This is a genomic window from Aureimonas sp. N4, assembly GCF_001463925.1.
Classification (GTDB): domain Bacteria; phylum Pseudomonadota; class Alphaproteobacteria; order Rhizobiales; family Rhizobiaceae; genus Aureimonas; species Aureimonas ureilytica_A.
Map to the genome: position 1 here is coordinate 1 of NZ_BBWS01000053.1, position 21,154 is coordinate 21,154.

A 21,154-nucleotide genomic window follows, 5' to 3' on the forward strand; every position below is an offset into this window, starting at 1 on the left:
GTGGAGACGGCCGCGGGGCGCTCGACGTCGGCACCGGCCGGTGGCATCCATCGATGCCAAGGAGAACCACCGCCATGACATCCCTGGTCCTGATCGCCGAGGACGACATCGAGATCGCAGCGATCCTCGACGCTTACCTGACTCGCGAGGGGTTCCGCACAGTGCAGGCACGCGACGGCCGCACCGCGCTCGACCTCCATCTTGCGCTGAAGCCCGACCTCGTGCTCCTCGACGTCACCATGCCGCGTCTCGATGGATGGGAGGTGCTGGCCGAGCTGCGCCGCCGGGGCCAGACGCCTGCGATCATGATCACCGCGCTCGACAAGGACATCGACCGGTTGCAGGGACTGCGCATTGGCGCGGACGACTACGTGGTGAAGCCCTTCAACCCGATCGAGGTCGTGGCGCGTGCCAAGGCGGTGCTCCGCCGGTCGGGCCTTGCCAGCGCCGCGGGCGTTCTTCGGGTCGGGGACCTGTCGATCGACCTCGACGCCTATCAGGCGAGCCTCGGCGAGGCGCCGCTCGCACTGACGCTGACCGAGTTCCGCATTCTCGCCCACATGGCGCGCAGCCCGACCAAGGTGTTCACGCGAAGCGAGTTGGTGGACGCCTGCCTGCCGGGGTCGGACGCGCTCGACCGCACCGTGGACAGTCATCTCAGCAAGCTGCGGCGGAAGCTGGAGCAGTCTGGTGGTGTGGGTCTGCTGCCTGGCGTGCGCGGCGTTGGCTACCGGCTGATGGTCTGAAGCCATGAAGCTTCCCGTCGGCCTCGGCCGCCAGATCCTCCTCGCCATGTCCGCGATCACCGTGGTCGCCGGCCTGATTGTCTTTTTCGGGACCTATCTCGCCTACACGGTGATGATCGCCTTCTATCCTCGTCTGGAGTCGGACGACGGCGGGCTGACGCTGACGGACCTTGCCATCCTCGGCGCAGCCATCCTGGTGACGTTGCCGATCGCGGTCTTCGTCGCTCTTCGCCTCGCGCGTCGCATCCTCGAGCCGCTGGAAACGCTAGCCCTGAGCGCCCGTCGCATCGCTGATGGCGACCTGTCGGCGCGCGCCGAGCCCGGCGACCGCTCGCTTGGCGAAACGGCGGAACTGGTCGACGACTTCAACACCATGGCCCAGCGCCTGCAGGACATGGCGGCCGACATGGCGCTCTGGAACGCCACGATCGCGCACGAGCTGCGCACGCCGCTGACCATCCTCAAGGGCCGTCTTCAGGGCATGATCGACGGCGTGTTCGAGCCGGACGAGCGGTCGCTGCGTGGGCTGGTGCTACAGGTGGACAGCCTGGCCCGGCTGGTGGAGGACCTGCGCACCGTGACGTTGGCCGACAGCGGACATCTCGACCTGCACCGGGAGGATGTGAACCTTGCTGTGGTGGTGGCCGAGCTGGCCGAGTTCGCCGGACCCGACCTGGCGGCGGCCGGTTTTCCGGTTCGGCTCGATCTTGCCGACGTCATCGTCCGAGTCGACGCGACGCGCATCCGCCAGGCCCTTCTCGCACTCGTCACCAACGCGCGGCGGCATGGCGCTGGGGGCGCGATCACGATCTCGCTCGGCGTGTCGGAGCGTACGGTTCTTCTCGGTGTGGCCGACCATGGCCCGGGCTTGACTCCCGAACTGGCCGCCCGCGTCTTCGACCCTTTCGTGCGCGGGGATCCCGAGCGCTCCCGGGAGGTCGGCGGCAACGGCCTCGGCCTTTCGGTGGTGCGCGCCATCGTCGAGGCGCACGGGGGGAACCTGCGCTACCGCCCGGCGCCAGGAGGTGGCGCTTTGTTCGAAATCGCCTTGACCACGTCCGGTCCGCCCGATCGTGTCGCCCGCCGGGATGCCGCGTCCCCCGTCCGCACCGTCTGACGGCCGACTCGACCATCGCTTCCCAAGCGACGTGACGCCGTCCCGGTGTCCGCTCCCGTCCCGTTTCCGAAAGCCCGATCCATGACCGAGACCCTTGCCGGAAGCCGTTGGCTGGTGCTGGCCATCCTGTCCAGCGCCCTCCTGCTGATCACCATCGACGTCACCGTCCTCTACGCCGCCCTGCCAAGGCTGACGGCGGACCTGTCGGCGACCGCGTCCGAGAAGCTCTGGGTCGTCAACGCCTATCCGCTGGTCATGGCCGGGCTCCTGCCGGGGCTCGGCACGCTGGGGGACCGTCTCGGGCACAAGCGCCTGTTCCTGTCGGGCTTGGCGGTCTTTGGTGTCGCGTCCTTGCTGGCCGCTTTCGCGCCGACGCCGGTGGTGCTGATCGGCGCCCGCGCACTCCTTGCCGTCGGAGCGGCCGCGATGATGCCCGCGACGCTCTCGATTATCAGGCTGACCTTTGAGAACGAACAGGAGCGTTCCTTCGCGATCGGTGTCTGGGCGGCGGTCGCGTCCGGCGGCGCGGCGCTGGGACCCGTCGTCGGTGGCCTCCTGCTCGAGCGCCTCTGGTGGGGATCGGTGTTCCTGATCAACGTTCCCGTGGTCTTGCTGGCCCTCGCACTCGGCGCCTGGCTGATGCCGTCGCGTCCCGGTCAGTCCACACGCCCCTGGGATCTTCTCGGCTCCTTCCAGGTGCTGGTGGGACTCGTGGCCATCGCCTACGCGGTCAAGGAAGCAGCTCGACGCGACGCGTCGCTGTTGCACGCCCTCATGGCGGTCTTTGTCGGCGTCGTGGCCTTCCTCCTCTTCAAGCGGCGCCAGGATCGCGCCCGGCACAAGTTGATCGACTTCTCGCTGTTCCGTGACCGCAACTTCACTGCGGGCGTCGCGACGGCTCTCGTCGCGACATTCGCGCTGATCGGTTTCATGCTCGTCCTCTCGCAGCGTCTTCAACTCGTGCTGGGTTTGAGCCCGCTGGAGGCCGGCCTGTTCACGCTGCCGATCCCGTTGGCGGCCTTCGTGACGGGCCCGATCGCAGGAGCCGTGGTGCCGCGCCTGGGCGCGACAAACATTCTCTGTGGCGGCCTGCTTCTTGCCGGCCTCGGCCTTGCGCTGTCGGGACTGACCTACGACGCGCACCTGACATGGCAGGTGCCGGGCTTCGTGCTTCTGGGAGCGGGGCTGGGCGCAACGATGACCGCGGCGTCCGGCGTCATCATGTCGAGCGCGCCCGCCGACCGGGCCGGCATGGCAGCCTCGATCGAGGAGCTGTCCTTCGAGCTCGGCGGAGCAATCGGCATCGCGGTTCTCGGCAGCGTCCTCACCGCCGTCTATGGCGGGTCCCTGGCCGTGCCAGAAGGACTGGTGGTGGCGCCGACGGCATTCGACAGCCTCGACGAAGCGCTCGTCGCAGCCGCGGCGTTGCCGGACGGATTGTCCGACGGATTCAGGAAGGCGGCGTTCGCCGCGTTCGACCGGGCGGTCATGGCCGTCATTCTCGTGGCGAGCATCGCAACGTTCGCCGCCGGGGCGGGCGTTGGCTGGATGACACGCGTTCACGGACACGGCGTGCGTCGATAAGGGCGCTCCGCATTCCTCGCGGGAGCAGGCTCGTGCATCGAACGGCATCCACCGAACCTCCACGAATCCTGCACGCCAACGCGACACGGCGATGCTCTGCTGCGGCCCTGCCGCACGCCGTCGGCGCGCCGACCGCAAACGAGATCGCCCATGGTTCACCCCGTTTCCGCCCCAGCCTTGCGCTACCCCCTGTCGCTTCGCGTTCTGCACTGGTCGCGGGCGGTTCTCATCCTCGGGCTCATCGCCTGCGGCTGGTTCATGACCGGACGAGCGGAGGACGACGCTGTAGCCGCCTGGCTCTACCCCAATCACAAGCAGTTCGGCCTGCTCGTCTGGCTGCTCGCGATGGTGCATCTCGTCGTGCGCTGGCGCGAGCGCGTACGGCTGCCGCGCGAGGCGCATGAGCTGAGGCCGTGGGAGCGCAAGCTTTCCATGGCGACGCAACGGCTGATGATCGCCCTGACGTTTCTTACACCGATGTTCGGATACGCCATGTCGAGCGTGTTCACACAGAGCGACGGTGTGCCGTTCTTCGTGGTCTCGCGCCTGCCGGAGTTCCTGCCGAAGAACGACGCGCTGTTTCCCCTCTTTCAAACGTTGCACCGCTACAGCGCCTACATTCTGCTCACATGTGTCGCGCTTCATGTGGCGGGCGCGCTCAAGCATCGTGTGCTGCATGCGGGGGGCGAGAGGGACGTGCTGACACGCATGCTCTGAACGGTCCCGAGCGAGACCGTCGATCCGAGGCCGGTGGCTTGTCTCCCAGCATGAGCGCGAGATCGAGGAGCCCGGAAAACCGCCTGACGGCTTGTTTCAATCGTTGAGTGCTGTGCAAATCCTCCTTTCGGCTGGCGTCTGCTGCCTTCTGATGTGCTCGGACGTTGGTTCCGTCCAGAAACACCATGCCGAGCCTGACGCCGCGCTCCCGAACCAGTGCCAGCAGCTTTTTCCAGACGCCGAGCCGTGCCAGACGGATGAAGGTTTGCGCTGCCATCCACCACGGGCCAAACTCGGCCGGCAAGGATCGCCACTTCGCTCCGTTCTGGAAACGCCAGAGGATTGCCTCGACCGTCCGCCGCAGGTGCTGGCTCGGCACCTTGGCGTGAGGGCGACGCACCTCGATCAGCGGTTCCCGATCAGACCACTGCTCTTCGCTCAGCATCCCAGCTTTCCCTCATCGGAAAAGCCAGCGACATAGTGACAGACCCAGGCGCTAACAGGCGCTAACAGGCCCTCAAAACCTTCGCAACGGAGCCCGTTCGCTTCATGCCATCCGTCCCCGATGAGGGTGGACTTTCGTCCAACGTGGAGGAGAAACTCAGTGGCAGGTCAGATGCGCCCACCTCTTTCTCTCCGCCATCTGCATCGCTGGCGCCGTCATCTTCTGGATTTGATCAATGAGTGGCGAGATTAAAGCAATCTGTACTTATGATAATAAGGACTTACATCCACGGCAGTTCTCTAAAAATAAAACGGCAGTTCTCTAAAAATAAACAGGTCTCATATTATTCGTAGGGAGAGTGTTTCGGAACGATCCGGCACGTGGGTTGGAGCATATAGGCTCATGAAGATTGGTATTGGGACTAAACTCGGCTCCGGGTTTCTTGCAGTTCTGGCGATGACCGGATTTGTAGGTTACGCCGGCTACACCTCGCTCGTGCAAAGCAACGAGCAACTGAGTCTTTTCACCCACCGTCCCTTCGTCCAGATGGAGACGACCAACCAGATTCTGACGGAGCTGGAGCGTCTTCGGCGTTTCAGTCGCTATGTGATGCTGGCCGACGATGCAAAGACACGTGACAGCTTCCAAGCGCAGCATGAAGCTGCGTGGAAGAATATCGATACTCTGGTCGAGCGCTACCTCGGTGCCGTCAGCCCGGACCACCTGGCCGAAGTGTCCGACATCCGCACGTCTATGACCCAGCTCAAACCCGTCACGGACAAGATGATGGCGATGGCGATCGAGACCGATCCCAACGAAGCCCAGAACGCGCTCCGCCTGGGACAGGCCGGTCTCGAAGAGGAAACGAAGTTGCTCGACGGGGCCATGGCGGGCGCGAGCGGGGCGGAGGCGAGCGCGGCGCGCCTGAGGGCGGAGCTGGCGATGACCCGCGCCGCTCTGGCCGCCCTTGCCGTTTCGGTCGAGAAGGACGAGGCCCGGAGCCAGCTGGCCAGTGCGGAGCTCGACCGGCAGATTGCGCAGGTTCGGGCCGATCTGTCCGCTCTCGGCGGGCTGGTTCCCGCGTCGGACGCCGTTCGGGCCCTGGATGCGCAATGGACCCGGCAGGCGGCGGCCTTGCGTCAAGCCGGCGATCTCGAACTCGAGAATCGCAATGCCCGATTCATCACCGTCGCCGACACCGAGCAGCGTCCGCTGATGACGGCCGTTTCGAAACGTGTCGGCGAACTGGCGACTCGCGCCAAGTCGATCTCCGACGAGTATATCGCCAGCGGGCGGGAGAGTTTCGTCAACACCGTCTGGTTCCTGATCGCCTCCATGACGGTCGCGTTCCTGATCGGCGTTTGCGTCGCGATCCTCCTGTCCCGCTCGATCGCCCGGCGTTTGAGCCGCTCGGTCGTGCAGGCCCAAGCCATCGGTCGCGGCGACCTGACCGCGAATGTCGAGGCACGGGGAACGGACCAGATCGCCGATCTCCTGCGCGCCATGTCGGTGATGACGGAGCGCCTGCGCGAAACCGCCGTCGAGGTGACCGTGTCGGCCCAGCAGGTGGCCGCCGGCTCGATGCAGTCCGCCGCCACCGCAGAGCAATTGTCCTCCGGCTCGAGCGAACAGGCGGCGGCCAGCGAACAAGCCTCCGCCGCCGTGGAGCAGATGACGGCCAATGTCCGCCAGAACGCCGACAGCGCCTCGCAGACCGAGAAGATCGCCTCCACCGCCGCCGAAAGCGCCGAGCGCGGCGGCAAGGCCGTGGCACGCAGCGTCGAGGCCATGCGCATGATCGCCGAGAAGATCGCGATCGTGGAGGACATCGCCCGCCAGACCGACCTTCTGGCGCTGAACGCCGCGATCGAGGCGGCCCGCGCGGGCCATCACGGCAAGGGTTTCGCGGTGGTCGCCTCCGAGGTGCGCAAGCTCGCCGAGCGCTCCCAGGTCGCGGCGCAGGAAATCGGCAAGCTGTCGGGCGAAACCCTCGTGGTGGCCGAAGAAGCCAGCGCGCTGCTCGGCCATCTGATCCCCGATATTCGCCGCACCGCCGAACTCGTGACGGAAATCTCGGCGGCCTGCCGCGAACAATCGGTGGGCGCGGAGCAAATCAATCAGGCCATCGTGCAGCTCGATCAGGTCACGCAGGCCAATGCCAGCGCGGCCAGCGAGATGGCGGCAACCGCCGAACAGCTGTCCAGCGAAGCTCGCTCGCTCAATGTTCGAGCCGGCTTCTTCAAGGTGCCGGACGCGGCCGCCGCGCAAGGCGGCGGGGCGATACCGCAAAGCGGGGAGGCGGAGCCTGCGCGGCGCGCAAGCTCGTCGCTTCTCCGGTTCCTCGGACGCCGCGCGGCTTCGCCCGTCGCGGCCAATGCGGAGCGGGGGGCGACGCTCGACCGGTTGAGCGCCTAGCGCGGCTCGGGCAAAATCGGACCGCTCCGGAACGGAGGAGACGAAAGGCGGGAGCGGCGCGCTGACCGCTTCTCGCCATCATCCCGCTCATCCCGCTTGGCGGGCGGGCCTCACCGTGTGGATGCTTTCTGATCCACCGTGCCATCGGGCCGCCCGGCGCCATTGCGGGCCAGAACGAAGTCGTGCTCGACCTCCCAGAACCAGCCGTGGCGGAATGCCAGCGCGTCCGCCCGGGCCGGATCGTCGATCCGCCGGAACTCGGCGAGCAGGCTTTCCTTCACGCCGAACACGGCGTCGGAGCCGATATAGGGATCGTCGGGGTCGAAGATATGCGTCGTCAGCGCCTCGAAGCCCGGTGCCTTGACGATGTAATGCAAATGGGCGGGCCGGAAGGGATGGCGGCCGAGCGCGCCGAGCAGCTTGCCCACCGGGCCATCATCGGGGATCGGATAGAATTTCGGCTTCACCGCCCGGAAGCGATAGGCCCCGTCCGGCCCGGTGCGGAACACGCCGCGCAGATTGAAGTCGGGCTGGATGCCCTTCTGCTGGACGTCGTAGAACCCCTCGTCATTGGCCTGCCAGACGTCGATCAGGGCGTCTGCGATGGGCTGGCCTTCGGTGTCGAGGATCCGGCCATGCACCAGCATGTCCTCGCCCTTGCCGTCGAGGCAGATATTCGCGCCCATGGGCATTTCGGGCGCGTCGGCGACATGGAACGGGCCGAGCACCGTGCTTTCCGAGGCGCCGGACGGCTTTCGGTTGTTGATCGCGTCGACCAGCATCGAGACGCCGAGAACGTCCGACAGGAGGATGAACTCCTGCCGCCAGTCGTTGCACATATGGCCCGTCCGCGTCAGGAACTGGATCGCGGCGAACCACTCGTCCTGCGTCGGCTCGATCTCCTTCACCGCCTCGTGCAGCTTGCGGGTCACGACCTCCATCACCTCGCGAAGGCGCTTGTCCCGCGCCCCGGCGTTTCGGGCCGTCACGACCTCGACCGAGTCCGCCTCGGTGAAGAAGCCGCCATCGCCATCCTTGGTCTGACTCGTCATCGCATCACCTCGAAAGAACGGAGTTGAGAGCCTCGCGCAGCGCCGCACCCGCGTCGGCGACTGGACCGTGCGCGCGCCAGGCGACATGATGGTCGGGGCGCACCAGAAGCGCGCCGCCATCGCGGATTTCGCTCGCGCGTGCCCAGTCGCCGCCGAGATCCTGCCAGTCGCAGCGCGGCCCGATCACCTCCGCCGCGAGGGGCAGCCCGGTCTCGGCGGCGATCTCGCGGGCGGCCTGCGCCCACGCCCGACCGCCGATCCCGGTGAGAAGCGTGAAGCGGCCGTGGCCGCACAGGTCGAGCGTCGAGACCTTCGCGCCATCCGCGCCGTAGAGCCAGACATGGGGCAGGCGTGCGCCCGGCCATGTCGTCGGCTGGTAGTGCAACTCGGCGTCCTTTTCGAAGGCGGGTTCTGGCTGGCCGCCGGCCGCCACCGCGCCGGAGCGGTAGCGCTGGTTCATCTCGACGCCGTGTGCGTCGAACTCGTATCGCTTGAAGGCGATCGCCTCGCGGATCGCCGCCCGCTGCGCCTCGGCCTCGGCCGTGTCGTCGCAGCGCGCGTCCATGTTGGCCTGCATCGTCACCGGATCGATCGAATCGAGAAGCCCCAGCGCCCCGAAGATCGGGCCGAACTCGCCGATCGACCGATTGGCCCGCGTCACGATCTGTTTGGCGATCGGCGCGCGCTCTTGGCTGAAGCTTTCCAGGAGGTCCGCGCCCGCATGGCCCTTCAGCACGAAGGCGAGCTTCCACGCGAGGTTGAACGCATCCTGGATCGACGTGTTCGAGCCCAGCCCGTTCGAGGGCGGATGGCGATGGATCGCGTCTCCGAGGCAGAAGACGCGCCCCTGCGAGAGGCGCGTCGCGTACATGTCGTTGACCGTCCAGGTGGAGATCGACCGGATCTCGGGGTCGATGTCGGGACTGCCCACGAGATCGCGCACGACCTTTCGCGCGAAGGCCTCGTCCACGTCCGGCGGCGGCTGGTTGATGTCGTAGCCCCAGACGATGAGCCATTCGTTCCACGGCCGCACCATGCGCACGAGGCCCATGCCGATGCCGCCGACATCGGCGCCGGGCTGGACGACCCAGTAGAGAACGGAGGGGCGATGGGCGACGAAGCGGCTGAGGTCGGCCTTGAACAGGATGTTCATCGAGCCGCCGACGCCCATCTTGCCTTCGAAGGGCAGGCCGAGGTCGGCGGCGACCTTGGAATTTCCGCCGTCCGCGCCGAGAAGATAGGTCGAGCGCACGGTGAAGGTCTGGCCCGTCAGGCGGTCGCGGCAGGTGGTGGTCACGCCGTCGCCGTCCTGCACATGGGACAGGTATTCCGTGGACATCCGCGCTTGAGCACCGCGCGAACAGGCCGTCTTGAACAGCAGCGGCTCCATGAAGATCTGCGGCAGGTCGTTCATGCGGGAGGGGGAGGAGAGAAGGTGCTCGGCCTTGCTGAGCGGGTGCTGGCCCCAGCTCTTCATGCGACCGATCTCCTCGCCGGCGAGCGAGGTGCAGAAGACGTTCTCGCCCATCAGCTCTTGTTGCACGGCGAAAAGATAGGCCTCGTCCTCGACCTCGCGGCCGAGATCGCGCAGGACCTCCATCGTGCGCTGGTTGGTGATATGCGCGCGCGGCGTCTGCGCAAGCCAGCGGTAGCGGTTGATGACGAGCGTCTCGACGCCGTAGGTCGCCAGCAGCGCGGCGGCGGCCGAGCCGGCGGGGCCGGTTCCGACGATCAGGACGTCGGTTGTGATGTCAGCCATGGATTTCCTCCCGGAACGGCTTGGTGTGGTGGAGGGTCAAAGCTGTGGCGGGCGCCCCTCCCAGGCGTCCTGCAACAGCGCGCGGATATCGGTTTGCGCGAACGGGCGCGGGTTGGCGTAGGGGCTGGCGACCGCGATCTCGGCCGCCTTGTCGAGATCCGCTTCGCCGAGGCCGAGATCCTTCAGCCGCAACGGCGCGCCGAGCGTCGTTGCGAAGGCGTGCAGGCCGACGCCCGGCGAGGCCCCGAAGATCTCCGCCAGAGGGCGCAGCTCCGCCACAGCGACGGCGGCGTTGAAGCCGACCGTGTGGGGCAGCATGATCGCGTGCGTCTCGGCATGGGGCGTGTCGAACGTGCCGCCGAGGACGTGGCAGAGCTTGTGATGAAGGCCCATCGTGGACCCGCCGAGCGCCACGCCGCAGAGCCAGGCGCCATAGAGCGCGTCGGAGCGGGCGCGGGCGTCGGCCGGGTCGGCCGCGATCGCCGGTAGGGCGCGGGCGAAGGCGCGCGAGCCCTCCTGCGCCATCAGGCTGATGATCGGATTGCGGTCGGGCGCGTAGAGCGCTTCCGCGGCGTGCGCGAGGGCGTTGAGGCCGGACGTGACGCTGAGCGCGAGCGGAAGCCCGAGCGTCAGGTCCGCGTCGTAGAGAACGGTTTCGGGCAGGATCGAGGGATCGCGCCGCGTCGTCTTGCGGGCGTTTTGGGTTTCCCCGAGAATGTCGGTCATCTCCGAGCCGGCATAGGTGGTCGGAATCACCAGTTGATCCGCCCCCGTGCGCGTTGCGATGGCCTTGCCGAGCCCGGTCGTGGAACCGCCGCCGAGCGAAACCACGCAATCGGCCCCGGCGGTCCGGTAGGCTTCGAGCGCGTCTTGCGTCACCTCCATCGGCGTGTGCATCGTGGCGCGGCTGAAGACGCCGGCCGCCAGCGAGCCGAGCCGCTCCGCCAGATCCGCCGCATCGGCTTGCTGATGCGGCGTCGACAGGACGAGCGCGCGGGTCGCGCCGAGGCGCTCGACCTCCTCGCCGACGCGCTGGATCGTGCCTCGGCCAAAAACGACGCGTGTCGGCAGGCCCTTGAAGACGAAGGACGATGGCAAGCTCATGAGCTGATGTTCCTTGGTATCCGAGCGGGGATGGCGAGAGGATCGACGGTGGCGGAAAGCGCCGCTAAGAGGCACGGCGATCCGACCGGGCCAACGCGACGCGCGGCCCGTCGCGACCGGGGCCGGACAGGTGCCGCCGCGCGACCACGCTCGCCGCCCGCCCGCCGAAATCGCCTGGATGCGCTGCCTTCGCCATGCTCCCTCCCGAAGCCTTGCGGAGAGCAAGCTAGCCGAGGACGTGCGGTGCGGAGATGATATTTTTCGGGTCTGACATAGCCGATCGTTATGAAACCCGGTGCGCGGCCACGGATTCAGCGCGGCAGGCACGGATGAGATCTCCGGGCGGAGACGTTTCTTCGGGCCGTGGCACTCTTGGCCCTCGGCCCGCGACGCGGGCGCTTCGATCCGCCCGTTTCGAACACGGGCGCGGGGTTCGTGCACGAAACATCGGCCTCGGGCGCGATCACGAATTGACCGTGACGGGCTGGACCGACACGAAGCAGTGCGGGGCACGCCGTGTTCCGGAACCTTCCTTTTTCAAGACGCGCCCGGGCGGCGGATCGGGGCGACGGGCCGCGCGCTCATGGGCCCAACGGGGATCCGCCTGCCGCGACGAGGGTGCCGAACCCATAGCGATCCGCTATGCGGCTTGCCGAGAAAAGGCCGGTCATGCCATGTTTCTCATCTACGATGGACGCTCACCCTCTCGAAAGGCGAAGGCCGACGCTGCACCGTCTCAGGGAAGCGGGGACAGGCGACGGGTCGAGGGGAGGACTCCGCCCCATGCGGTCGAGGCCGTCGCCACCGTCATCCGCAAGCAGCCGCTGGCCAAGCTCCCCGACCCGCCCGGCGCGGTCCTGTCCGCGCTGGATCAGCCGATCGGCGCACCGGCGCTGTCGAAGCTCGCCGCCGGGCGGCGGAGCGCCTGCCTCCTCATCTGCGACATCACCCGACCCGTGCCGAACGGCTTGTGCCTGCGCCCGATGATTGAGCCGCTGATGGCGGCGGGCATCGCGCGCGACAAGATCACGGTGCTCGTCGCCACCGGGCTGCACCGGCCCAATTTGGACGAGGAACTCGGAGAACTCGTCGGCGACCCCTGGTGCTGGAGCATGTGCGGGTCGAGAACCATGATGCGCGACGGGATGAGGACCATGTCGATTTCGGCGTCACGGCGACGCGCGGAACACCCGTGCGGATCGACCGCCTCTTCGCCGAGGCCGATCTGAAGATCGCCACCGGGCTCGTCGAGCCGCATTTCATGGCGGGCTGGTCGGGCGGTCGGAAGGTCGTCGCGCCCGGCGTCGCCCATCACGAGACGATCCGCACCTTCCATCCCGCGCGCTTCATGGGGATCCGCTGGCGGTCCAGTGCAATCTCGTGGGCAATTCCCTGCACGAGGAGCAACTCGAGATCATCAAGATGCTGGGCGATGTCTACGCCCGCAATACGGGGCTCGACGAGGAGCGCGACCTCGTCTGCATGACCTTCGGCGAGATCGTCGCAAGCCAAGCCGCCGCCGTCGACTTCGTGTCGGGCGCGACGCGGGTGATCCTGCCCCGGCGCTTCTCCACAATCGTCACCTCGTCGGCCGGATACCCGCTGGACAAGACCTACGACCAGACGATCAAGGGCATGGTGACGCCGCTCGACATTCTGGAGCCGGGTGGAACCCTCATCATGGTGTCCGAATGCTCGGAGGGCTTCGGCTCACACGAGTTCCGGGACGCGCAGACCCGGCTGCCGGCGCTATCGGGTCGTGATCGCAGTGGCCGGGATGGACGCAGCCCTTGCCAGCGTCCTTGGCGGGCTGGTCTCGGCACCGATGATCTGCGTGCCCACCTCCGTCGGCTACGGCGCGGCGGAGGCCGGTCGCACGGCGCTCGGTGCCATGCTGGCGAGCTGCGCTCCGGGCCTCGCCGTCTGCCACATCGACAATGGCTATGGCGCGGCCTGCGCCGCGTTGCGGATTCTGCATGGGCGGGCGGATGCCACCGCGAACGCTCGCGCGCCGTAAGCGCCGTGAGCCCGGTTTCAAATCCCGATCGTCAGCTTCCCCAGACGACCGCATTCTCGTGGCGCTTGATGACGTGCTTCAACTCCTCGAAGGCCGTCACGACGTAGCCGGCGAAACGATCGGCCGCCGGCGACTGCGGACCGGCCTTCAGGCGCAGGATGCCGAGCGAGCGGTTGGGCTGCGGAATGTCGTAAGGCAGGACGGTGATCTTGTTCTCCCGCCGCTGCGCGAACACGACCGAAAAGGGCAGAACGGCCAGGGCGTTCGTTTCCGCGAGATAATGAACGACGCTCATGAGCGAGCCGCCGGAATAGCGGATGTTGAGATCGGACATGCCGATGCTCATCAGGATCATCTGGAGGTCCGACATGAGCGGAGAGCCGGGAAGCGGGGCCACCCAGGGGTAGGTCACGAAATCCTGCGCCTGAAGCCGGCGCTTGAGAAGCAGCGGGTGATCGGGCCGGCAGGTGACGACGTTGCGGCCGGGCAGGATTTCGGTGAAGTCGAAGCTCGGCCCGAGATCGAGCGTCCCGATCGGCACGATGCCGAGATCGATCTGCTTTCCCTGGAGGGCAGCGACGATTTCGGGCAGATTGAGATAGCTCTGCTCGAAGGTGATCTCCGACTCCGTGTTCTGGAACGTGGCGATCATCCGGCTGATGATGGCGTCCATGAAGAAGGGCACGCCGCCGATCCGAACGACGCCGCTCGTTCCTTTCACGAAGCCCTGGACGGCATCGGACGCGCGGCGCGAGGCGGTGATGATCGCCCGGCCCTGCGCCGCGAGCTGGGCGCCGAGAGGCGTCGCCTGGAGGGGACGGCGGCCCTTCACGAACAAGGGCTCGCCGACCCGCGCCTCGAGCATGGCGAGCGACCGGCTGACGGCCGGCTGCGTCAGGCCCAACAATCCTGCGCCCTCCGACACGCCGCCTCCGTCGAGAACGGCGGCGAGCTGCATCAGGTGTCGTTCGTTCAGCTTCATACCAAATCGCTATATCGACTCGGCAAGAACTCATCAATAGCCGACTAAAGGCATGCTAGACCATGGCGCAAGGGAGCGGGAGGTCCCGATGGATGGGCGCCAGCCACGAGAGCGCGTCCCGGATCGTGCATCCGGCGTCGCGGACGATCGCCGATGAATTCGTGCGACGCCTGCAGGAGGCCGGTCCGTCTCGCCTCGCCGATGTCGCCGGAACGAGCGTCACCCTTCTTCATGCGCTCCTGGCGGAGCTCCGGCCCACCCGAGACGAGTTCCTGGCCGCGATCGAGTTCCTGACCGAGGTCGGCCATCACACGGACGCCCGGTGTCAGGAATGGGTGCTCCTCGCCGATGTCGTCGGTCTTGCCTCCCTGATGGAGGATATCAATCATCAACGGCCCTCCGGCGCCACGCCGAACACCTCGACGGGGCCTTTCTATCGTGCCGACGTGCCGGTCCTGCCCTTCGGGGCGGACATCTCGCGCGATGGGAAGGGCGAGCCGCTTCTCGTCGAGGGGCGGGTGCAGGATCTCGACGGACGAGGGCTGAGCGGCGCTCTTGTCGAAGTCTGGCACGCCAATGCGAAGGGGCTCTACGAGAACCAGGACCCCGACCATCAGCCGGAGCACAATCTGCGCGGCCGGTTCAGGACGGACGGGCAGGGGCGCTTTCGGTTCGCCAGCGTCAAGCCGGGCGGCACCACCCTGCCGACGGGCGGCCCTGTCGGGCGGCTCGCCGAACGGCTCGGGCTTCGCCTCAACCGACCCGCTCATATTCATTTCCGCGTTTCGGCGGCCGGTTTTCAGACGCTGACCACGCAGATTTTCGACAAGGCCGACGCCGCGGTGCGCGACGACGCGATCTTCGGGGTGAAACCCGGGCTCATGGCCGAATTCCACGCGCATCCGGCAGGGGCGGGCTCGCGCCGATACGGGCTCGATCTGACCCTCGTGCTCTGCCCCCAGTCTTCAGGACAACCCGAACAAACAGGAAGGATCTAGACGATGGCTCTGGTCAACGGCTTCCATCATCTGACGATGTCGACGGATGGCGCGCAGGAAGACTTCGACTTCTACACGAAGACGCTCGGCCTCCATTCGGTGAAGCGCACCGTTCTTTTCGACGGCACGATCCCTGTCTACCACCTCTACTACGGATCGCCGAACGGCGACGCCTCGACCATCATCACGACCTTTCCGTTCCGCAAGCCCGGCGTCTACGGCCGCCGAGGCACGAACCAGTCCCGCGCCATCATGCAGGCGATCCCGAAGGGGGCCGCCGCCTTCTGGGAGGACCGACTGAACGCCCATGGCATCGCCGCCTCGCGGGTCACACGCTTCGGAGCCGACCGCGTCGTCTTCGCCCATCCCTGCGGCATCGTGCACGAGCTCGTGGAGAGCGACGGCGACAGCCGCGAGCCGATCGTCAACGCGGCGATGGGCATCGGTCGCGAGCACGGCATCAAGGGCATCTACGGCGCGAGCGTCGCGGTCATGGATCGCACCGCGATGGACGAGTTCCTGACCATCGCCCTGCCTCTCGAAAAGGAGGCCGACACGCATGAGGGCCTGGTGTTCCGGGTTCCCGACACGAACGGCGTTGTCCAGCGCGTCGAGGTGCTCGTCGATCGCGACAGTCCGCAGGGGACATGGACCCTGTCGGGCGGCACCATCCACCATCTCGCCCTCAACACGGGCGACGAGGAAAGCCAGATGAAGCTGCGCGCCCATATCGAGGGGCTCGGCTTCACCGACATCTCCGAGCAGAAGGACCGCAACTACTTCAAGTCCTGCTATGTCCGCTCCCCGGGCGGCGCGCTGTTCGAACTGGCCTGGACGACGCCGGAGGGCTGGGCCAAGGACGAGGCGCCGGGAGAGATCGGCAAGACCCTCGTGTTCCCGCCCTGGTTCAAGGACCGGGAGGACGAGCTGCGCGCCGGCCTCGAGGAAGCGACGTTCCAGTGAGCGCGCCTGACGCCTCCCTCCGGATCGGCCCGCGCGGGCCGCAGGCCAGGATGGTCTGCGTCTTCGTTCACGGGCGCGGCCAGTCTCCCGAAGAGATGGAGACCGGCGTCCTGTCGCGGCTCGATGCGCCGGACGTCGCCTTTCTTCTGCCGCGCGCCCCCAAGGGCGCGTGGTACGAGGGCCGCGCCGTCGATCCGCTGACCTCGACGACCCGCTCGGCCCTCGATGAGGCGATCGACCAGCTCGCCGCGGCGATGGATGAGGCGCGCGCGGCCTTTCCGGGCGTTCCGGTGCTTCTCGGCGGTTTTTCGCAAGGGGCTTGCCTGTCGATCGAATATGTCTGCCGCGGCCTGTCCGCGCCCGACGCGCTGATCGCCTTCACCGGCTGCCGCGTCGGCACACCCCAGGACGACCGGCCGGACGATCTGCCGAAGGGCCTGCCGGTCTATCTGTCGGGCGGCGACGCCGATCCCTGGATTCCGGTCACGGCCTTCGCCGATGCGGCCCTGTCGCTCGGGCGCTCGGGCGCCCGGCTTCGGGCCGATCTCTTCCCCGGACGGGGCCATGAGGTCTGCGATGCGGAGATTGCGATGATGGCGTCGGTTCTCACCGACCTCTCGGCGGCACGAGCCGTGGAGTTCGGAGCGCCCCGATGAGAGCGCGCTGCGTCGTCCCGCCGGCGCGCGGCGCAAACCGGCCCAAAATCTGACGGAAATCAAGGAGGAGCACATGGGCGCATTGGAGAGAATGTTCGACGTCCGGGGCCTTTGCGTGATCGTGACGGGCGGCGCGAGCGGCATTGGGCGCGCCTATGCCGAGATCATGGCGGAACGCGGCGCGCGTGTGACGATCTTCGATCTCGACCCGGACGGCCTTCAGCGAACCGTCGAGGCGATCCGGGCGGCGGGCGGCGATGTGGAGGGCGAGGTCGTCGATGTCGGCGACCGGCCGGCCATGGCGGCGGCCTTCGACAGGGTGGCCGAGAGGGCAGGGGCGATCGACGTCGTCTTCGCCAATGCCGGCATTGATGCCGGGCCGGGCTTCATGGCGCCGGACGGCACGCGAAATCCCGCCGGCGCCATCGACACCCTGCCCGACGAGCATTGGGACAAGGTGATCGAGATCAATCTCACCTCGGTCTACACCACGATCAAGAACGCCGCCCGGCACATGAAACCCAAGGGGCGCGGCCGGATCATCGTCACGTCGTCGATCGCCTCGCTGATCAACGAGAGCATCGTCGGCACGCCCTACATGCCCGCCAAGGCCGGCGTGAACCATCTTGTGCGGCAGATGGCGATGGAGCTCGGCGCCTACGGAATTCTCGTCAACGCGATCCTGCCCGGTCCCTTCATCACCAACATCGCCGGCGGACGCCTGCGCAATCCCGAGGATCGTCTGGCCTTCGAGGCCATGTCGCTGATCGGGCGCATCGGCGATCCCGAGGACATCAAGGGCCTCGCCCTCTACCTCGCATCCCCCGCCTCGTCCTACGTCACCGGCTCGCAGATCGTCATCGATGGCGGCGCGCTGTTGCGGATGACGTAAGGGCAGCCAGGATCCTGCCAGCGCCGGGGGGAGGCCCGGCGCCGGACTTCATCGAAACGGGAGGAATGGGCATGACAGAAACAACCGACCAGCGGGCATCCGTCCGGCAGCCGAACCGCCGCACGCTTCTGAAGGGGATGGGCGCGGGCGTCGCCGCCGCGACGGTGGGTATGCCGACCTATCTGCGCGCGCAGACGGCCGGGACGATCAAGGTCGGCTATATCACGCCGGCCACCGGCCCCCTTGCCCTGTTCGGCGAGACCGACGCCTACATGCTCGCCAAGATCCGCCAGACGCTCGGCGGCAAGCTCCAGGCGTCCAACGGCAATGTCTACGACATCGAGATCATCGAGCGCGACAGCCAGTCCAACACGAACAAGGCCGCCGAGCTCGCCGGCGATCTGGTCCTGAACGAAGAGGTCCACCTCCTCGTTCCGGCCTCCACGACCGACACGATCATCCCGGCCGCCGAACAGGCCGAACTCTATGAGACGCCCTGCATCTCCTCCGGCGCGCCCTGGCAGGCGGTGGTCATGCCGCGCGGCGGCAACGAAGCGCCCCTCAACTGGACCTATCACTTCTTCTGGGGCCTCGACGAGGCGCTGAATACCTTCGTCGGCCTCTGGAACGGGCTGGAGACCAACAAGAAGGTCGGAATGCTGTTCCCTCAGAACATCGACGGCCTGACCTGGGGCAACAACGAATACGGCCTCCCCGCGCCGGCCCGTGCCGCCGGCTACGACGTGACCGTTCCCGGCTCCTTCCAGCCGCGCACCAACGACTTCTCCGCCCAGATCGCCGAATTCCAGAAGCAGTCCTGCGAGATCGTCGGTGGCATCACCTATCCCGACGATCTGAAGACCTTCGTCACGCAGTGCAACCAGCAGAATTTCCGGCCCAAGGCCGTGACGGTCGCCGCCGCGCTCCTGTTCCCCAGCAGCGTCGAGGCCCTGGGCAAGCTTGGCGACGGCATGACCTCGGAGGTCTGGTGGACGCCGGCCTTCCCCTTCAAGTCGTCGCTGACCGGCCAGAACAGCCAAGACGTCGCCGATCGCTGGGAAGCGGAGACCAAGCGGCAGTGGACCCAGCCGCTCGGCTATTCGCACGCGCTGCTCGAGGTCGTGATCGACATCCTGAAACGCTCCGCCAATCCGCTCGACCGGACCGCCAACCGCGACGCCATCGCCTCGATCGATCTTCAGACGCTGGTCGGGCGCATCAAATTCGATGGCTCGACGCACAAGAACGTCTGCAAAACCCCGATCTTCGGCGGCCAGTGGGTGAAGGGCGAGACATGGCCCTTCGATCTGAAGATCGTCGACAACTCGGTGAACCAGCTCTTCGCGCCCGAACAGAAGATCAAGCCGCTCGCCTGGTGAGGCGCCGCGGAAGAAGCGGAGAGAACCGATGACGGAGCCAGTTCTCCTGGAGGCTCGGAACGTGTCGAAATCCTTCGGCGCGCATCCCGTCCTGCACGACGTGAGCTTCGATGTGCGCCGGGGCGAGGTCCTCGGCGTGCTCGGCCCGAACGGGGCGGGCAAGACCACCCTGTTCAATGTCATCAGCGGGGACCACAAGGCCTCCGGGGGAACGATCTCCCTCGATGGCACGGCGCTCGGGGCCGAGCCTCCGTTCCGGCGCTGCCGGATCGGGATCGGGCGGACCTACCAGATCCCGCAGCCCTATTCGGGCATGACGACCTTCGAGAACCTTCTGGTCGCGGCGACCTTCGGGGGCGGCCGGTCGGAGGCGGACAGCTACGGGTTCTGCGCCGAGGTCCTGCGCGACTGCGAACTGGCCGGCAAGGCCAATGTCGCGGCCGGCACGCTGACGCTCCTCGACCGCAAGCGTTTGGAACTGGCGCGCGCGCTCGCCTCGGACCCGCGCCTCCTGCTTCTCGACGAGATCGCCGGCGGCCTCACCGATGGCGAATCCAAGGATCTCGTGGCGCTGATCGGGCGCATCCGGCAGCGCGGCGTCACGATCGTCTGGATCGAGCACGTCCTGCACGCGCTCCTGGCCGTCGCCGACCGGCTGATGGTGCTCGATTTCGGCCGCAAGATCGCCGATGGCTCCCCGGCCGAGGTGATCGCGATGCCCGAGGTCCGGCGCGTCTATATGGGGATCGAGCCATGAGCGCCGTTCTGTCCACGCACGGGCTGATTGCCCGTTACGGCGACTTCCAGGCGCTTCACGGCGTCGATCTCGAACTCCATGCCGGCGAATCCGTCGCGCTGATCGGGGCGAACGGGGCCGGCAAGTCGACCGTCCTGCGCTCGGTCATGGGGCTTCTGCCGGTGGCGCCCGAGATGGTGCGCCTCGCAGGCCGCCCGGTCGGCGGGATCGCGCCGCACCGCATGGTATCCGAGGGTGTCGCCATCGTTCCGGAAGGACGCCGGCTCTTCCGCGGCATGTCGGTGGTCGACAATCTGCGCGTGGCCGTCGATCAGGCCGCGCGCGCCGGCGCCAAGGGCGGCTGGACGATGGAGCGCCTGTACCAGCTGTTTCCGGTCCTGAAGGAAAAGGCGCGCGTGCCCGTACAGAGCCTGTCGGGCGGACAGCAGCAGATGGTGGCGATCGGCCGCGCGCTCCTGTGCCAGCCGCGCCTTCTCCTGTGCGACGAGATCAGTCTCGGCCTCGCGCCCAAGGTGATCCGGGAAATCTACGCCGTTCTTCCCGAAATCCGCGCGGCGGGAACCGCGCTGATCGTGGTGGAGCAGGATGTCGGCCTCGCGCAGTCCGCTTCCGACCGCCTCTATTGCATGCTCGAAGGGCGGATCACGCTGACCGGCCGCTCCACCGACATCGCCCGCGCGGCGATCGACGAGGCCTATTTCGGAGTGCGCCATGCAGTGGCTTGATGCCCTCGTCCAGGGGATCCTTCTCGGCGGAATGTATGCCCAGTACGCGCTCGGCATGGCGCTCATGTTCGGCGTCATGCGGATCGTCAACATCAGCCACGGCGATCTGGTCATCCTCCTGTCGCTGATCGGCATTTCGATGGCGGCCAGCTGGAATCTCGGTCCGATCGCGATCCTGTTCATTCTCGTGCCGATCGCGGTGGCGCTCGGCTGGTTGTTGCAGATGCTGGTGCTGAACCGCGTCGTCGGGAGCGATCCGCTGCCCTCGCTGATCGCCACGTTCGGCCTCTCCATGGCCCTGCAGAACCTGATGCTGCAGGTCTGGTCCGCCAACAGCCGGTCGCTGCCCGGCGGCGGGGTGGAGAGCCTGTCGGTGGATGTCGCGGGCATCCATATCGGCCTGCTTCCGATGATCGTCCTGGGCGCCGCCGGCGCGCTGACCTTCGGCCTCGACGCGACGCTGAAATTCACCCGCTTCGGACGTTCGCTACGCGCCGCCGCCTCGGACGTGGAAGCGGCGTCCATGACCGGGATCAACCCGCGCGCCGTCTACGCGGCGGCGACCGCCGTCGCGGTCGGCATTCTCGGCTTTGCCGCCGTGTTCCAGGCGCTGCGCTCGACGGTTGCGCCCGCCGACGGTCCGGCCCAGCTCATCTACGCCTTCGAAGCCGTCATCATCGGGGGCATGGGCACGGTCTGGGGCGCGTTCGCCGGTTCCATGATGCTCGGCATCGCGCAGGCCATCGGCTTCCGCATCGACCCCGGCTTCGGCGTGGTCGCCGGCCATCTCGTCTTCCTGATCGTTCTCGCGACCCGCCCGCAGGGCCTTTTTGGAAGGTCATGACC

19 protein-coding genes and 2 pseudogenes are annotated in these 21,154 nt (G+C 67.2%); 16 read left to right on the forward strand and 5 right to left on the reverse strand.

From position 1 onward, the window contains the following. Positions 1-74 precede the first annotated feature (74 nt). From AUL28_RS17655 to AUL28_RS17670, 4 genes are all read left to right on the forward strand, one after another. Entirely contained in the window at positions 75-746 is a 672-nt protein-coding gene (locus AUL28_RS17655) for a response regulator (protein ID WP_058634168.1), read from the forward strand. Between the two features lie 4 nt (positions 747-750). Beyond that, the gene (locus AUL28_RS17660; RefSeq protein ID WP_062221072.1) at positions 751-1,863 is read left to right on the forward strand and encodes an ATP-binding protein; all 1,113 of its coding nucleotides are present in this window, start codon (positions 751-753) and stop codon (positions 1,861-1,863) included. An 81-nt stretch (positions 1,864-1,944) separates the two neighbouring features. After that, positions 1,945-3,447, forward strand: coding sequence for an MFS transporter (locus tag AUL28_RS17665; RefSeq protein WP_062235148.1), 1,503 nt, complete (start codon positions 1,945-1,947; stop codon positions 3,445-3,447). A 150-nt stretch (positions 3,448-3,597) separates the two neighbouring features. Next, a complete protein-coding gene (locus AUL28_RS17670) occupies positions 3,598-4,164 on the forward strand; it encodes a cytochrome b (RefSeq protein WP_062235152.1) in 567 nt (188 codons plus the stop codon). Between the two features lie 70 nt (positions 4,165-4,234). Here AUL28_RS17670 and AUL28_RS22260 read toward each other — a convergent pair. Beyond that, positions 4,235-4,609 (reverse strand): annotated as a pseudogene (locus AUL28_RS22260) (transposase); the annotation flags it as partial. 402 nt (positions 4,610-5,011) lie between these two features. On the opposite strand from AUL28_RS22260, the gene AUL28_RS17675 reads away from it, so the two are divergent. Further along, positions 5,012-7,024 carry a HAMP domain-containing methyl-accepting chemotaxis protein gene (locus AUL28_RS17675; protein ID WP_082640549.1) on the forward strand — a complete coding sequence of 671 codons (2,013 nt, stop codon included), beginning with the start codon at positions 5,012-5,014 and terminating at the stop codon, positions 7,022-7,024. Between the two features lie 110 nt (positions 7,025-7,134). Here AUL28_RS17675 and AUL28_RS17680 read toward each other — a convergent pair whose 3' ends face one another. Genes AUL28_RS17680 through AUL28_RS17690 form a run of 3 tightly spaced genes read right to left on the reverse strand, consistent with a single transcriptional unit; the run spans position 7,135 to position 10,939 of the window. After that, positions 7,135-8,076, reverse strand: coding sequence for an intradiol ring-cleavage dioxygenase (locus AUL28_RS17680; RefSeq protein WP_062235157.1), 942 nt, complete (start codon positions 8,074-8,076; stop codon positions 7,135-7,137). A 4-nt stretch (positions 8,077-8,080) separates the two neighbouring features. Then, on the reverse strand, positions 8,081-9,835 hold the full coding sequence (locus AUL28_RS17685; RefSeq protein WP_062235159.1) for an FAD-dependent oxidoreductase: 1,755 nt from the start codon (positions 9,833-9,835) through the stop codon (positions 8,081-8,083). Positions 9,836-9,871: 36 nt separating this feature from the next. After that, positions 9,872-10,939, reverse strand: coding sequence for a maleylacetate reductase (locus tag AUL28_RS17690; protein ID WP_062235162.1), 1,068 nt, complete (start codon positions 10,937-10,939; stop codon positions 9,872-9,874). 674 nt (positions 10,940-11,613) lie between these two features. On the opposite strand from AUL28_RS17690, the gene AUL28_RS23370 reads away from it, so the two are divergent. The 3 genes and pseudogenes from AUL28_RS23370 to AUL28_RS17705 form a co-directional block, all read left to right on the forward strand. Next, positions 11,614-12,168: a lactate racemase domain-containing protein gene (locus AUL28_RS23370; RefSeq protein WP_280137291.1), complete on the forward strand. Its 555-nt coding sequence runs from the start codon at positions 11,614-11,616 to the stop codon at positions 12,166-12,168. Beyond that, positions 12,054-12,425 carry a lactate racemase domain-containing protein gene (locus tag AUL28_RS23570; RefSeq protein WP_280137292.1) on the forward strand — a complete coding sequence of 124 codons (372 nt, stop codon included), beginning with the start codon at positions 12,054-12,056 and terminating at the stop codon, positions 12,423-12,425. Before AUL28_RS23370 ends, AUL28_RS23570 begins: the two co-directional genes overlap by 115 nt. A gap of 258 nt (positions 12,426-12,683) precedes the next feature. Next, a pseudogene (locus AUL28_RS17705) lies at positions 12,684-12,956 on the forward strand (AIR carboxylase family protein); the annotation flags it as partial. A gap of 31 nt (positions 12,957-12,987) precedes the next feature. Here the strand turns inward: AUL28_RS17705 and AUL28_RS17710 are convergent. Beyond that, the gene (locus AUL28_RS17710; RefSeq protein ID WP_062235171.1) at positions 12,988-13,938 is read right to left on the reverse strand and encodes a LysR family transcriptional regulator; all 951 of its coding nucleotides are present in this window, start codon (positions 13,936-13,938) and stop codon (positions 12,988-12,990) included. A gap of 92 nt (positions 13,939-14,030) precedes the next feature. On the opposite strand from AUL28_RS17710, the gene AUL28_RS17715 reads away from it, so the two are divergent. The 8 genes from AUL28_RS17715 (at position 14,031) to AUL28_RS17750 (ending at position 21,152) form a co-directional block, all read left to right on the forward strand. Next, the gene (locus AUL28_RS17715; protein WP_062235175.1) at positions 14,031-14,936 is read left to right on the forward strand and encodes a dioxygenase family protein; all 906 of its coding nucleotides are present in this window, start codon (positions 14,031-14,033) and stop codon (positions 14,934-14,936) included. A gap of 3 nt (positions 14,937-14,939) precedes the next feature. After that, positions 14,940-15,899 (forward strand): VOC family protein, encoded by a 960-nt coding sequence (locus AUL28_RS17720; protein WP_062235178.1) that lies wholly within the window; start codon positions 14,940-14,942, stop codon positions 15,897-15,899. Then, the gene (locus AUL28_RS17725; protein WP_062235181.1) at positions 15,896-16,555 is read left to right on the forward strand and encodes an alpha/beta hydrolase; all 660 of its coding nucleotides are present in this window, start codon (positions 15,896-15,898) and stop codon (positions 16,553-16,555) included. The genes AUL28_RS17720 and AUL28_RS17725 overlap by 4 nt, the downstream gene beginning before the upstream one ends. Positions 16,556-16,628: 73 nt before the next feature. After that, positions 16,629-17,447, forward strand: a complete 819-nt coding sequence (locus AUL28_RS17730; RefSeq protein WP_062235184.1) for an SDR family NAD(P)-dependent oxidoreductase — start codon at positions 16,629-16,631, stop codon at positions 17,445-17,447. Positions 17,448-17,518: 71 nt separating this feature from the next. Then, positions 17,519-18,826 (forward strand): ABC transporter substrate-binding protein, encoded by a 1,308-nt coding sequence (locus AUL28_RS17735; RefSeq protein WP_062235289.1) that lies wholly within the window; start codon positions 17,519-17,521, stop codon positions 18,824-18,826. A gap of 28 nt (positions 18,827-18,854) precedes the next feature. After that, positions 18,855-19,583 carry an ABC transporter ATP-binding protein gene (locus tag AUL28_RS17740; protein ID WP_062235187.1) on the forward strand — a complete coding sequence of 243 codons (729 nt, stop codon included), beginning with the start codon at positions 18,855-18,857 and terminating at the stop codon, positions 19,581-19,583. Beyond that, positions 19,580-20,308 (forward strand): ABC transporter ATP-binding protein, encoded by a 729-nt coding sequence (locus tag AUL28_RS17745; protein ID WP_062235190.1) that lies wholly within the window; start codon positions 19,580-19,582, stop codon positions 20,306-20,308. Before AUL28_RS17740 ends, AUL28_RS17745 begins: the two co-directional genes overlap by 4 nt. After that, positions 20,295-21,152: a branched-chain amino acid ABC transporter permease gene (locus tag AUL28_RS17750; protein WP_062235192.1), complete on the forward strand. Its 858-nt coding sequence runs from the start codon at positions 20,295-20,297 to the stop codon at positions 21,150-21,152. Before AUL28_RS17745 ends, AUL28_RS17750 begins: the two co-directional genes overlap by 14 nt. The last annotated feature ends 2 nt before the right edge of the window (positions 21,153-21,154 follow it).

Excerpts from the sequence above, each read along its gene's own strand:
- AUL28_RS17750 (WP_062235192.1), top strand. The coding sequence starts at position 20,295 with ATGCAGTGGCTTGATGCCCTCGTCCAGGGGATCCTTCTCGGCGGAATG.
- AUL28_RS17680 (WP_062235157.1), bottom strand. The coding sequence starts at position 8,076 with ATGACGAGTCAGACCAAGGATGGCGATGGCGGCTTCTTCACCGAGGCG.
- AUL28_RS17735 (WP_062235289.1), top strand. The coding sequence starts at position 17,519 with ATGACAGAAACAACCGACCAGCGGGCATCCGTCCGGCAGCCGAACCGC.
- AUL28_RS17745 (WP_062235190.1), top strand. The coding sequence starts at position 19,580 with ATGAGCGCCGTTCTGTCCACGCACGGGCTGATTGCCCGTTACGGCGAC.
- AUL28_RS17660 (WP_062221072.1), top strand. The coding sequence starts at position 751 with ATGAAGCTTCCCGTCGGCCTCGGCCGCCAGATCCTCCTCGCCATGTCC.
- AUL28_RS17710 (WP_062235171.1), bottom strand. The coding sequence starts at position 13,938 with ATGAAGCTGAACGAACGACACCTGATGCAGCTCGCCGCCGTTCTCGAC.
- AUL28_RS17685 (WP_062235159.1), bottom strand. The coding sequence starts at position 9,835 with ATGGCTGACATCACAACCGACGTCCTGATCGTCGGAACCGGCCCCGCC.
- AUL28_RS17670 (WP_062235152.1), top strand. The coding sequence starts at position 3,598 with ATGGTTCACCCCGTTTCCGCCCCAGCCTTGCGCTACCCCCTGTCGCTT.
- AUL28_RS17675 (WP_082640549.1), top strand. The coding sequence starts at position 5,012 with ATGAAGATTGGTATTGGGACTAAACTCGGCTCCGGGTTTCTTGCAGTT.
- AUL28_RS17740 (WP_062235187.1), top strand. The coding sequence starts at position 18,855 with ATGACGGAGCCAGTTCTCCTGGAGGCTCGGAACGTGTCGAAATCCTTC.
- AUL28_RS23370 (WP_280137291.1), top strand. The coding sequence starts at position 11,614 with ATGTTTCTCATCTACGATGGACGCTCACCCTCTCGAAAGGCGAAGGCC.
- AUL28_RS17690 (WP_062235162.1), bottom strand. The coding sequence starts at position 10,939 with ATGAGCTTGCCATCGTCCTTCGTCTTCAAGGGCCTGCCGACACGCGTC.
- AUL28_RS17665 (WP_062235148.1), top strand. The coding sequence starts at position 1,945 with ATGACCGAGACCCTTGCCGGAAGCCGTTGGCTGGTGCTGGCCATCCTG.
- AUL28_RS17720 (WP_062235178.1), top strand. The coding sequence starts at position 14,940 with ATGGCTCTGGTCAACGGCTTCCATCATCTGACGATGTCGACGGATGGC.
- AUL28_RS17655 (WP_058634168.1), top strand. The coding sequence starts at position 75 with ATGACATCCCTGGTCCTGATCGCCGAGGACGACATCGAGATCGCAGCG.
- AUL28_RS17715 (WP_062235175.1), top strand. The coding sequence starts at position 14,031 with ATGGGCGCCAGCCACGAGAGCGCGTCCCGGATCGTGCATCCGGCGTCG.
- AUL28_RS17730 (WP_062235184.1), top strand. The coding sequence starts at position 16,629 with ATGGGCGCATTGGAGAGAATGTTCGACGTCCGGGGCCTTTGCGTGATC.